General features: G+C 71.1%; 9 protein-coding genes. 4 read left to right on the top strand and 5 right to left on the bottom strand.

The features are described 5' to 3' along the window. Positions 1-110 precede the first annotated feature (110 nt). The 4 genes from ACH4S9_RS10725 to ACH4S9_RS10710 form a co-directional block, all read right to left on the bottom strand. Positions 111-2300, bottom strand: a complete 2190-nt coding sequence (locus ACH4S9_RS10725; protein ID WP_398371154.1) for a peptidoglycan binding domain-containing protein — start codon at positions 2298-2300, stop codon at positions 111-113. 173 nt (positions 2301-2473) lie between these two features. Next, positions 2474-2842: a DUF6113 family protein gene (locus ACH4S9_RS10720; RefSeq protein ID WP_311727621.1), complete on the bottom strand. Its 369-nt coding sequence runs from the start codon at positions 2840-2842 to the stop codon at positions 2474-2476. After that, positions 2839-3744, bottom strand: a complete 906-nt coding sequence (mshB, locus tag ACH4S9_RS10715; protein ID WP_398371152.1) for an N-acetyl-1-D-myo-inositol-2-amino-2-deoxy-alpha-D-glucopyranoside deacetylase — start codon at positions 3742-3744, stop codon at positions 2839-2841. Before mshB ends, ACH4S9_RS10720 begins: the two co-directional genes overlap by 4 nt. Positions 3745-3793: 49 nt before the next feature. Then, the gene (locus tag ACH4S9_RS10710; RefSeq protein ID WP_311727619.1) at positions 3794-3988 is read right to left on the bottom strand and encodes a hypothetical protein; all 195 of its coding nucleotides are present in this window, start codon (positions 3986-3988) and stop codon (positions 3794-3796) included. Positions 3989-4249: 261 nt separating this feature from the next. Between ACH4S9_RS10710 and ACH4S9_RS10705 the strand changes: the two genes are divergently transcribed. After that, positions 4250-6433 carry a prolyl oligopeptidase family serine peptidase gene (locus tag ACH4S9_RS10705; RefSeq protein ID WP_398371150.1) on the top strand — a complete coding sequence of 728 codons (2184 nt, stop codon included), beginning with the start codon at positions 4250-4252 and terminating at the stop codon, positions 6431-6433. A 6-nt stretch (positions 6434-6439) separates the two neighbouring features. On the opposite strand, the gene ACH4S9_RS10700 is transcribed toward ACH4S9_RS10705, so the two are convergent. Next, on the bottom strand, positions 6440-7606 hold the full coding sequence (locus ACH4S9_RS10700; protein WP_398371148.1) for a hypothetical protein: 1167 nt from the start codon (positions 7604-7606) through the stop codon (positions 6440-6442). Between the two features lie 470 nt (positions 7607-8076). Between ACH4S9_RS10700 and ACH4S9_RS10695 the strand changes: the two genes are divergently transcribed. The 3 genes from ACH4S9_RS10695 (at position 8077) to ACH4S9_RS10685 (ending at position 12059) form a co-directional block, all read left to right on the top strand. Continuing rightward, positions 8077-9114 (top strand): ABC transporter permease, encoded by a 1038-nt coding sequence (locus ACH4S9_RS10695; RefSeq protein ID WP_311727616.1) that lies wholly within the window; start codon positions 8077-8079, stop codon positions 9112-9114. Between the two features lie 16 nt (positions 9115-9130). After that, the gene (locus ACH4S9_RS10690) at positions 9131-10930 is read left to right on the top strand and encodes an ABC transporter substrate-binding protein (protein WP_398371145.1); all 1800 of its coding nucleotides are present in this window, start codon (positions 9131-9133) and stop codon (positions 10928-10930) included. 151 nt (positions 10931-11081) lie between these two features. Continuing rightward, positions 11082-12059, top strand: a complete 978-nt coding sequence (locus ACH4S9_RS10685) for an ABC transporter permease (protein ID WP_311727614.1) — start codon at positions 11082-11084, stop codon at positions 12057-12059. Positions 12060-12071: the final 12 nt, after the last annotated feature.

Genomic DNA, 12071 nt, shown 5'->3' with positions numbered 1-12071 from the left:
TGGCTCCCCGGCAGTGTCTGCGGTCGTGGGCTCGGCATGACAGATGTCATGGTCCGGGCCGGGCACGCCGCGGCCCCCGCCCGGAGCCGGACGGGGGCCGTACGCGATGTTCACTTGGTCGCGATGATGCCGATCCGCTCGGCCGGGGTCTTGCCCTGGAGCGCCTTGCCCAGCGCGACCGCGACATCGGTCGGGGCGACGGGCTGCTTGCTCCCGTTGCCGCGCTCGATGAGGACGCTGTCGAAGAAGCCGCCGTACAGCTCCTTCAGGGCCTTCAGGTCGTAGTGCTCCACCAGCTTGCCGTCCACCACCTTCATGGACAGGACCTTCCACAGGGAGTTCTGCGGGCTCAGCGGAAGGGAGTGCGCCGGGTCCGTCTGGACCTTGACCAGGTCCGACATGGCGGGCTGGGCGAAGGTCTTCATCTTCCGGTCGACCTCGGCGTTGCTGACCTGCGGCTGCTTGGTGACGACGGGCAGGGTGATGACCTTGTTCTGGCCCGTGGCGGCCCGCTGCCGGAACGCCTCGTCCACCGCCGCGACCGCCTTCTCGACGTCCAGCGCCTTGCCCGCCTTGCCGTACACCGCGACGGCCCGGCCGGGCTGGAACCTGATCGTGCCCTCGCGTGCCGTGCCCGAGGTGCCCGCGAGCCGCTCCAGCGCGTCCTTGAGCTTCTCCTCGTCGATCGTGACGACCGGCTCGGCCTCATGGGTGCCGCCGAACAGCGAGCCGACCACGGTGACCGGGTTGTAGTCGCGGCCCGCGACCTCGCGGACCGTGGCCTCGGTGTCCAGCGTCAGGCCGGCGACGGACGGCTTGATCTCCTTCTGCTGGCCGTCGACCGACACCTTCAGCGGGGCGGTGGTACGGCCCGACAGGGCGGTGTCGAGCTTCTGGACGGCCGTCGCCTTGGAGGTGCCGCCGATGTCGACGCCCAGCACGGTGGTTCCGTTCGGGACGTCGGCGTGGTTCATCACCAGGCCCGCGCCGTACGCGACGCCGCCGATGAAGACGAGCGCGCCCACCGCCAGGACCATCTTGGAGCGCCCCTTCTTCTTGGGGCGGGCGGCCGCCGGGGTCGCGGGCGGCTTCGGGCCGCTCGGCGGGGCGGTCCCCTCGTCGGGTGTGGGGGGCGAGGCGGCGCCGCTCGGGGCGGACGGGAAGGGCGAGCCCGGCCCCTTCGCAGCGGGCGGGACCACGGGGATGCCGCTGACCAGCGTCTCCCCGGAGGCCTGGTCGACCGGCACGCCCCCGCTGGGGGTCGGGTCCGGGTCGCGGAACAGCGGCGGCGCCGTGTCCGTCTGGGCGCCCGGCTTGCCGCCGGGGCCGCCGAGCGGCCCGGCGGGCGCCACGGGGCTCGTACCGGTGGTGGCGCCGAGACTGCCGGACAGCGGCGAGCCGTTCGGCGGGGTGGGCGGCTGGCCGGCGAGCCCGGCGCCGCCCAGCGGCGGCCGGGTGGCGCCCGAAGGCCGGGGCAGCCGCATGTCGCCGGTGACCGGGCCGGTCGTCGGGCCACTGGGCTCCGGCACCCCGGAGAAGCCGCCCGGCGGGGTGTCGGTGAAGTAAGGCAGGTCGGCGCCCGGCCCGCCGCCCAGCGAGGGGGCGGGGAACTGCTGCGTGGTCTCGGGAGCCGAGAAATCGGCGGCCGGGAAGTCGGCGGCCGGGAAGTCGGGGGCCGAGAAGTCGGGCGCCGGGAACTGCTGGGTGGTCTCCGGGGCGGCGGCCGCCGCCCCGAACGGCTCGGCCGCGAACGGCTCGGCCACGGAGGGCCCGGGGGCCGGGGGCGTGGCGGCCGGCGGCACCGGAGGCTTGGGCGAGCTGCCCGTCGTCGACCCGCCGCCCTTGCCCTTGCGGGGCGCGAACCAGTCGCTGGTCCGGTCCTCCTTCTTCTTCTCGGCCCTGTTCGCCGAATGCTCTCCGTGTTCTCCGCGCACCGGCAGGGGCGGGCGCGGGCCGTCCGCCGGGGCGGCGTCGGGCCCGGGCTGGTCGTCGGCGCCCTCGGGGTCGTCGGCGGAGCGCTGGTTCGGCACGCCCTCCTCGCCGACCGGTGTGCGCATGACCACCGGAGGGATGGGCCGCGACCCGGGGATGTTGATCCTGATCCGGGTCGTCAGTGTGGTCTCGGTCTTCGGCTCCTCCGGCCTGGCCGCGGCACGCGCCTCGCCGTCTCCGGAACCGCCCTGCTGGGCATCCTGCGACGGGTACTGGCGGGATCCGTACGGCGGGGTGCCCGGCGGGTACGCGGCGGCGCCGCTGCCCTTCCGGGTCCCGGAGGACGAACTGTCAGATTCACGGCTCAAAGCAGGTTCTCCCAGTTAGCTCCGCCGCCCGTCAGACTCGCGCGGGCGGCTCGGCGGCGGCACCACCTTACTGGGCCCCGCAGGCATGCACTTGACGACCGCTGCGACAGCGCGGCCCGCGCACCGGCGGGCACCGCCCGCCGCCCTGGCGAAGGCCCCGGCGAAACGTGACGTCACTTAACAAGTCGGGCCGGGCCTCTGCCCGGTTGCGACACCTTCGGGATCGTGGCGCACATCACACCCGCGAACATTCCGCCCAGCAGGAAGACATAGGAACCCAGTCCGGCACCGAAGAGGAAGTCCCCCTCGGGCCGGGCCGCGGTGAGAAACAACACGGCGATCACCCAGGCCCCGGCCGGCACCACCCCGCCCAGCCGGGCGTCCATCGCCTTGACCCCGCCGACGCACAGCGCGCCGATCCCGAGCAGCGCGAGCAGCAACCCGCCGGGAAACCAGGCCGCTTGGACCAGCGCGCCCGCGGCGGCGACCAGCACCCCGAGAACCCCGAGCCCCACATACCCCGCCAGGCGCACGGCCGTCATGCCGGCACCCCCGCGAACAGGTCGTCCTCGCGGCCGCGCGCCGGGTCCGCCGCCGCGGCCGCCCGCCCCCCGACGAGCAGATAGTGCTCCGTGGCGAACAGCGGCTGCCCCAGATCGTTCGAGAGCGCGAAGAAGGGCTCGTCCACCACGATCTGGGTGGCGTGGGCGCGCATGGCCTCCGCCTTCGCCCCGGCGTACGCGGCGCCGACCACGGTCGTGGTCACCCGCGCGTCGTCGACCACCCCCGGCACGTCCTCGGCCGAGGCGGTCCGCGGGAACGGGGCCTCCGCGCCCGCGGCGCGCAGCCGGGCGAAGCCCTCCTCGAGCTCCGAACGCGGCACGCAGTTCCAGTAGATCTTGTCGATCTCGTGCGGGTTGCCGAGGTCCCGGCGGTAGACCGGCTCGGCGGCGAGCTCCGCCGCGCGCATGGCGACGCGGTGCGCCTGGATGTGGTCGGGGTGGCCGTAGCCCCCGTGCGGGTCATAGGTGACCAGGACCTGCGGGCGCATCTCGCGGACCACCTCGACCAGGTGCGCGGCCGCCTCGTCCACCTCCGCCCGCCAGAAGCACTGGGGGCGGTCGTTCTGCGGGGCGCCCATCATCCCGGAGTCGCGATACCGGCCCGGTCCGCCCAGAAAGCGGTGATCGCTGACCCCCAACGCCTTCATGGCCACGGCGAGTTCGCCGATCCGGTGCGGGCCGAGCGCATCGTCGCGATCGGCGGCCAGATGCGCCAGGGCGGGCGGGATGATCTCGCCCTCCTCGCCGAGCGTGCAGGTCACCAGCGTGACATGAGCACCCTCGGCGGCGTACTTGGCCATGGACGCGCCGTTGTTGATCGACTCGTCATCCGGATGTGCGTGTACCAGGAGCAGGCGTCGGGCGGGAAGGACCGGGGTCATGGGCACAGCCTACGAGCCCCCTGGGGGAGGATCGTGGGTCACCCGCGGATCAGAGGTCGACATCTCCGATCATGTTCGCCACGTTCGTCGTGAGGTCGTCGATCGTCGGGGCGATCGACGAACTGGCGAGGTAGAAGCCGAGCAGCACACAGACAAGCGCGTGCGCCGACTTCAGCCCAGCCTTCTGGACGAGCATGAAGACGACGATCAGCAACAGCACGACCAACGAAATCGAGAGCGCCACAGCGGCTCACCTCCAGGTACACGCGCTCGAACGGACAACATATTCATGCCACAGGGGGCCTACCCACTATGCGCAATCGATCATAACTATGGGCCCGTGCGCACGACTCGGTGCACGGGAGCATGACAGGGGCGCATGCCTGTTCGCACGATCGCCCTCGTCATCAGGCCTGATTCTCGCCACATTCGGTGAGTTGATCTTCTCGGGCGTCGCGGGACGAACATGCCCCCGGCAACCCGGCCCGGGCCGTACGCTCGGCCCATGACCGGACAGCTCTCCTTCCCCCGGCAGCACGCCCGCACCCAGCGCTTCACCCTCGGTGCGCCGCGCGCCTTCGCCGTGGCCCCCGACGACTCGCGCGTGACGTTCCTGCGCTCCCGCTCGGGCACCGACCGGGCCAACCTCCTGTGGGTGTACGACCTCGAAGAGCGGCGGGAGTACCCGGCCGCGGACCCCGCCGCCCTGCTCGGCGGCGCCGACGAGGAGTTGTCCGCCGAGGAGCGGGCGCGCCGCGAGCGCAGCCGGGAGGGCTCGGCGGGCGTCATCGATTACGCCACCGACTTGGCCGTCGAATTGGCCGCTTTCGCACTCTCCGGACGGCTGTTCGCCACCGAGTTGCGCGCCGGTGTGACCCGTCGACTCCCCACGCCCGGACCGGTGATCGACCCGCGCCCGTCGCCCGACGGACGCCACATCGCCTATGTGGCGCAGGGCGCGCTGCGCGTAACGGACGCCAACGGCGGCGCCGGGGGCACCGAGGGCGCCGGCGACCGGGCGCTGGCCCTGCCGGAGGGCGACACCGTCACCTATGGGCTCGCGGAGTTCATCGCCGCCGAGGAGACACAGCGCTCGCGCGGCTTCTGGTGGTCGCCGGACAGCGACGCCCTGCTGGTCGCCCGGGTCGACGACGCGCCCGTGAGGCGCTGGTGGATCGCCGACCCCGCGCACCCCGACCGGGAGCCCGCCGAGGTCGCCTACCCGGCCGCGGGCACCGACAACGCCGAGGTGCGGCTGGTGCTGCTGGGCCTGGACAGGTCCCGTACGGAGGTCGAGTGGGACCGGGGGCGCTATCCGTATCTCGCCCAGGTGCACTGGTCCGCGTACGGCCCGCCGCTGCTGCTCGTCCAGGCGCGCGACCAGCGCAGCCAGCTCTATCTGGCCGTGGATCCCGATTCCGGGCGCACCCGCACCGTCCATGTGGACGAGGACCCGGTCTGGCTTGATCTTTTCCCTGGTGTACCGGCCTGGACCCCGGACGGACGGCTGGTCCGCATCGCGGACGAGGGCGGCGCCCGCGTGCTGATGGTCGGCGACCGCAAGCTCACCTCGGGCGCGCTGCACGTCCGGGCGGTCCTCGACATCGGCGAGGAGGACGTCCTCTTCTCCGCCTCCCCCGGCGCGGACGCCGACCTGCCCGAGCGGCCCGGCGAGATCGGCGTCTTCCGCGCCTGGTACCGCGGCAGCGGGGACCAGGGCGGCTGGGAGGCGGTCGGCAAGCGGCCCTTCCCGGCCGTGCACTCCGCCGTGCGCGGCGGCGAGGTGATCGTCCTGTCGTACGCCGAGCCGGAGCGGCCCGGCGCCACGGTCGAGGTGGTCCGTCCCGCCGCCGACGGCTCGGCGGAGCCGCTCGCGGAGATCGCCTCGTACGCGGAGCGGCCCGTCATCACCGCCCGCCCGCACCTGGTCTTCGCGGGCGAGCGCGACATCCCGTGCGCCGTGCTGCTGCCGGCCGGCCACACCGCGGACGACGGCCCGCTGCCCGTCCTCATGGATCCTTACGGCGGTCCGCACGGCCAGCGTGTGCTGGCCGCCCACAACCCCCACCTGACCTCGCAGTGGTTCGCCGACCAGGGGTTCGCGGTGATCGTCGCCGACGGCCGCGGCACGCCCGGCCGCTCCCCCGCCTGGGAGAAGGCCGTCCGCGACGACCTGGCGGAGGTGACGCTGCGGGACCAGGTCGACGCGTTGCGGGCGCTCGCCGAGCGCTATCCGCTGGATCTCTCCCGTGTGGCCATCCGCGGCTGGTCGTACGGCGGCTATCTCGCCGCGCTGGCGGTGCTGCGCCGCCCCGACGTCTTCCACGCGGGCATCGTGGGCGCCCCCGTCACCGATCTGCGGCTGTACGACACCCACTACACCGAGCGGTACCTGGGCCACCCGGACGAGCAGCCGGCGGTCTACGCGGCGAACTCGCTGGTGACGGACGAGGGGCTGTCCGGCGCGGCGGACCCGCACCGCCCGATGATGGTCATCCATGGCCTGGCGGACGACAATGTGGTCGCCGCGCACACCCTGCGCCTGTCCTCCGCGCTGCTCGCGGCCGGCCGCCCCCATGAGGTGCTGCCGCTGTCCGGCGTGACCCATATGACGCCGCAGGAACAGGTCGCCGAGAACCTGCTCCTGCTCCAGGTGGACTTCCTGAGGCGGTCGCTGGGCGCGAGCTGAGCCTTCCTACCAGCCCGGCGGGGGCGGAGGCGGGGGCGAGGAGGGCGGCGGCGGGACCGCGGGCGGGGTCGCGGGCGGCGGGGGCGGAGCCGTCGGCGGGGACGACGGGTAGCCGTAGCCGCCGGACGCGCTGCCGTAGGCGCCGTAACCGCCGGTCGCGTCGCCGTACCCCCCGGGCGCGGCACCGTAGCCGCCGTAGCCCCCGTACGGCGGCGCGGGCCGGCCCCATCCGGTGAGCGGTCCGTCGTCCGTGGGGACGCCGCGCTGCGCCAGGGCGATCAGCGCGACCAGGCCGACCAGCACCTCGAAGAACGCGGTGAGCACGCCGAGCACGACCACGGTCGGCACCTCGTCGAGGTGCTCGACGACCTTGACCTTGATGTACACCGAGACCTCGGCGATCCCGCTGCCCAGCACCAGCGCCGCCGCCGTCATCCCCAGCGGCCGGGCCAGCGGCGCCCGGCCGAGCGCCGCGAAGGCGGCGGCCAGGGCCAGCGCCACCACCGTCCACGACGCCCAGGCACTGGGGGGCGAGAGCAGCGTGGAGATCGTGTGCTCGCCGGAGAGTAGGTACTTGTAGTTGTCCCAGCCCCGCTCCTGGGCCCAGTAGATCTGCCAGGCGCCGCCGACGACCGCGACGGCTCCCAGGAACAGCGCGGCCGTCACGGCGACCGCGGGCGTCGGCCGGGCGGGCGGCTGGTCGGCGGGCGAGACGGCGTGGTCGGGGACGGCCGGATCGGCCGGGCGCCGGGCGGCGGCCACGACGGCCAGCAGGAGGCCGCCCAGCACGACGGCCGCCCATACGCTGAGCTGCGCGCGGGTCTTCAGCCCGCCGGGGATGCCCTGCATCCAGTCGGCCTGGAGATTCCACAGGCTGGGCAGGCGCAGCACGACCGTCGCGACGGCGGCCGAGGCCAGCGCCCCGGCGGCGGCCGACGAGCGCAGCGCCGTGATGCCGACGGCCGCATAGACGGCCAGCAGGACCACGTCGACGAGGGACGAGCCGAGGAGCCCGTACGGAATCCCGGAGGTCCAGGCCCACCACACGTCACTGGCCTTCTCGGCCTTGTCCAAGTCCCGGATGATCCACGCCAGTGAGATCAGTCCGAGCGCTGCGCAGACCAGTGCGCCGAAGGTGCGCGCGCCGCGGTTGAGTATGCGTCCCTGCCCCATGGCTGTAGGTTTGCCCCGCCCCGGCACCGGATCAACCGTCGAGGCGCCACCAATGTGCCGGCAGTGTGCCGAAGGTGTGCCGACATGGGTGACCGGCCGGGGCGACATGGCGCGCCCCGGCCGGTCTACGGCACCCGCACGGCCGTACGCAGTTCAGCCTGGCGCGTCCGTATATCGGTATCGCGTCAGTCAAGTTGCTTGCGTGTTAACGCGTTTGATGTGCGTTGCTCACTCTTTGTCGCCGACGGACGATCTCTGTCAAGCACGCCGGGACCTCGATCTGCAAAATGTTCGCTCAAGACTGCCCGGTGGGTGCCTTCCGCTTCCGCTGGCCCCTTGACTGGGCTGCGAATCGGTTGCGAAAGTCCGCTCATCCCGAGACGCGCACGACCACCGGCGGCCGGGCTGCGACATGACGCGAGTAGACCAGCGCGAAAAGACACAGCGAACAGTCCGGGGGGCGTTACGCGATGACGAGTCCTTCCCAGGCCGCGGCGGCCGGGGCGAACGCGCCCCCGCCCGGCCCGGATGCCGCCCCTGCGGCCGAAGTCGGCAAGGGGGGCGCGCCGTTGGTGGGGCGCTCGCCCGGCCAGCTGATGTGGCGGCGCTTCAAACGCGACAAGACAGGCGTGATTTCGGCCTACATCGTGATCTTCTTCTTTGTGATCGCGTTACTCGCGCCCGTGATCGCCTGGCTGTACGGCAAGAACCCGTACACCACCTACGGACTCGACAGGCCCGGGCTGCTCAACGAGTTCTACTACCCCATCAAGCCCAACGGGGGCATCGACGGCGAGTTCTGGTTCGGCCTCCAGCCGCAGCTCGGCCGGGATGTGTTCACCCAACTCCTGTACGGCATACGGACCTCGCTGCTGATCGCGGTTGCCGTCACCCTCCTGTGCACCCTCACCGGCATCCTCGTCGGCGTCACGGCCGGCTATATGGGCGGCAGGACCGACTACTTCCTGGGCCGCTTCATCGATCTGCTCCTCGCCTTCCCGGCGCAGCTCTCCTTCGTGGCGTTCACCCCGGTCGTCTACTCGCTCTTCGTCAGCCCGGAGAAGGAGACGCCCACTTATCTGCGCGTGATCACTCTGATCCTGGTCCAGTGGGCGCTGGGCTGGATGGGCCTGGCGCGGCTGCTGCGGGGTCAGGTGCTCAGCCTGCGCGAGCGGGAGTTCGTGGAGGCCGCGAAGGTGACCGGCGCCTCCCCGTGGCGGATCATCAGCAAGGAGCTGCTGCCCAATCTGTGGACGCCGATCCTCGTGCAGTCGACGCTGATGCTGCCGACCTTCGTGACCGCCGAGGCCGGGCTCTCCTTCCTCGGGGTCGGGCTCGTCGAGCCGACCCCCGACTGGGGCCGGATGTTCGCCACCGGTGCCAGGCACTACCAGAACGACATCACGTACATGTTCTTCCCGGGCGTGGCCATGGTGATCTTCGTGGTGGCCTTCAACCTGCTCGGGGACTCGGTCCGGGACGCATTCGATCCGAAGACTAAGCGCTAGGCAGGTGCAACGACACATGACCTCATCTCAACGGGGCAGAGGGCGGCTGGCGGCCGTCTCTCTGGCGATCGGGGCCCTCGTGCTCTCCGCCTGTAGCAGCGGCGGGGGCGGCGAAGAGGATCCCGTCGAGAACAAGCCGGACAAGGCCAGGGCCGAGAACTACTCGCTCGGCACCGCGGCCGACTCCACCGGCCCGGCCGCCGAGGTGCCCGGCGCCAAGAAGGGCGGGACGGTCAACGTCCTCCAGCGCGACGCCTTCACGTATCTCGACCCGGCGCAGATCTACTACGCCGACATGCTGACCGTCCAGATGCTCTACAACCGGTCGCTGACCACCTACAAGGTCGACGACAAGGGCCGGGTGAAGCTGGTCGGCGACCTCGCCACCGACACCGGCAAGTCCTCGGACGGCGGCAAGACCTGGACGTACACGCTCAAGGACAACCTCAAGTTCGAGGACGGCTCCCCGATCACCTCGGCCGATGTCCGGCAGTCCGTCGAGCGGCTCTACTCCAAGTGGGCGACCGACGGGCCGCTGTACATCCCGCAGTGGCTCTCGGGTGAGGGCCAGTCCTTCCGGAAGGCGCTGCCCGACGGCCCGTACAAGGGCAAGCACCTGCCCAAGGACGTGCTGGACACGCCCAACGACAAGACGGTCATCTTCCACTTCAAGGAGCCGCACGCGGACACGCCGTACGCGGTCGGCATGCCGAACATCGGGGCGGTGCCCTCCGACGGCAAGAGGGACACCGCCGAGAAGTACACCAACCATCCGGTCTCCTCGGGCCCGTACAAGATCGAGAAGCTCAACCCGGACAAGTCGCTGACCCTGGTGCGCAACGACCAGTGGGACCCGAAGACGGACGCGGTCCGCCACCAGTACCCGGAGAAGTTCGACATCCGCTTCGGCGTCCAGGAGCCCGAGTCCGCCCGCCGGCTGCTGGCCGACCGGGGCAGCGACAAGCAGGCGATGTCCTTCACCAACGCGGTCACCGTCGAGTCCGCCCAGGAAGTGGCCAAGGACGCGGGGGCCAAGGCGCGCACCTTCCTCGAGGTGCAGCCGTACGTCGACTACATGGCCATCAACATGGACCGGATCAAGGACAAGAAGGTCCGGCAGGCCCTCGCCTACGCCATGCCCAACGACCAGATCCTCGGCCAGTTCGGCGGCAAGCGGGCCGGGCAGGTCGCGGGCAACCTGCTCGCTCCCTCGCTCGCCGGGTGGAAGGAATTCGACCCCTTCGAGAAGACGAAGAAGGGGAACGAGGGCGGCGACACCAAGAAGGCCAAGGAGCTGCTGAAGGAGGCGGGCAAGGAGGGTCAGGAGATCGTCTACGCCTACCCCAACACCACCGAGTACCAGAACGTCTCCGTGGTCGTCGTCAAGGCTCTGCAGGCGGCCGGGTTCAAGGTGCAGAAGAAGGAGATCGACTCCAACAACTTCTCCACCGAGATCTCCAAGGTCGACAACGGCTTCGACATCTACCGGGCCTCCTGGGGCGCCGACTGGCCGGTCGGCTCGACCGTGATCCCGCCGCTGTTCGACAGCAAGGCCGTCGCCGACGGTTCGCAGAACTACTGGCACCTCAGGAACACCGAGGTCGACTCCGAGATCGCCCGCATCCTGAAGATCACGGACGTGGAGAAGGCGTCGGGTGAGTGGGTCACGCTCGCCAACAAGATCCTCACCGACGATGTGCCGGCCGTCCCGCTCTTCTACAACCGCCAGTGGAACATCTGGGGTTCGGGGCTCGGCGGCATCAAATACCAGCCGGTATATGGAACCGCGGACCCGACCGGGGTGTATGTGAAGTAGCACAACCGCGATCGCCACGCGGCTCCGCCGCGTGATCACCGCACCAGCCCCAGGGCGCGCTGTCCGTCACCCTCCGCGGGTGGCGGACGGCGCCGCCTCTCCGACCCGCCCTGGTCGCCCAAGGCGCCCGTACCGGAAGACCCGCGACGCCATGCTTCGTTTCCTCGTACGCCGCTCCCTCGGCGCGATCGTCATCATCCTCCTGATCAGCGCGATCACGTTCTTCCTCTTCTTCGCGCTGCCCTCCGAACCGGCGCAGCTGGCCTGCGGGAAGAACTGCGGCCCGGACGCCATCGCCCTCATCAACAAGAACCTGGGCCTCGACCAGCCGGTCCCGGTCCAGTACTGGCACTATCTGGTCGGCATCTTCGCCGGCCGGGACTTCGAGGTCGGCCACTGCCCGGCCCCCTGTTTCGGGTACTCCTTCACCAACTCCCAGCCGGTCTGGGAGACCATCATGGACCGCTACCCGACCACGCTCTCGCTCGCCGTCGGCGGCGCCGCGGTCTTCCTGCTCATCGGGGTCTCCATCGGCATGATCGCCGCGGCCAAGCGGGGCACCTTCGCCGACAAGTTCTTCAGCTCCCTGTCGCTGATCGGCAACTCGCTCCAGATCTACTTCGTCGGCGTCATCGCGCTGTGGCTGCTGGTCGACACCTGGGGCCTGGTGGACCGGCCCGAGTACACCCCGTTCACCGATAATCCGGCCAAGTGGTTCAGCGGGCTGCTGCTGCCCTGGCTGGTGCTCTCCATCATCTTCATCGCCAACTACAGCCGTATGACGCGCTCCCAGATGGTCGAGCAGCTGGGCGAGGAGCATGTGCGCACCGCGCGCGCCAAGGGGATGTCGGGCCGTACGGTCTTCTTCCGCTACGCCTGGCGCGGCGCGATCGCCCCGATCATCACCATCGTCGGCATCGACCTCGGCTCGCTGTTCGGCGGCGCGATGATCACGGAGTTCACCTTCACCCTGCACGGCCTGGGCCGGCTCGCCGTGGAGTCGGTGACCGAGAAGGACCTCCCGATGCTGATGGGCGTGATGCTCTTCAGCTGCACGGCGATCGTCATCGCCAACATCATCGTGGACGCGCTGTACGCCGTCATCGACCCGCGCGTGCGCCTCGCCTAGGAGTACGACCGA

The organism is Streptomyces sp. NPDC021225 (assembly GCF_044332865.1).
Lineage (GTDB): Bacteria > Actinomycetota > Actinomycetes > Streptomycetales > Streptomycetaceae > Streptomyces.
This window is presented reverse-complemented; position numbering and strand designations above follow the sequence as displayed.

What these genes read in the sequence shown, in the direction of transcription:
- ACH4S9_RS10685 (WP_311727614.1), top strand. Translation starts at nt 11,082, where the DNA reads ATGCTTCGTTTCCTCGTACGCCGCTCCCTCGGCGCGATCGTCATCATC.
- mshB (WP_398371152.1), bottom strand. Translation starts at nt 3,744, where the DNA reads ATGACCCCGGTCCTTCCCGCCCGACGCCTGCTCCTGGTACACGCACAT.
- ACH4S9_RS10705 (WP_398371150.1), top strand. Translation starts at nt 4,250, where the DNA reads ATGACCGGACAGCTCTCCTTCCCCCGGCAGCACGCCCGCACCCAGCGC.
- ACH4S9_RS10695 (WP_311727616.1), top strand. Translation starts at nt 8,077, where the DNA reads ATGACGAGTCCTTCCCAGGCCGCGGCGGCCGGGGCGAACGCGCCCCCG.
- ACH4S9_RS10700 (WP_398371148.1), bottom strand. Translation starts at nt 7,606, where the DNA reads ATGGGGCAGGGACGCATACTCAACCGCGGCGCGCGCACCTTCGGCGCA.
- ACH4S9_RS10690 (WP_398371145.1), top strand. Translation starts at nt 9,131, where the DNA reads ATGACCTCATCTCAACGGGGCAGAGGGCGGCTGGCGGCCGTCTCTCTG.
- ACH4S9_RS10720 (WP_311727621.1), bottom strand. Translation starts at nt 2,842, where the DNA reads ATGACGGCCGTGCGCCTGGCGGGGTATGTGGGGCTCGGGGTTCTCGGG.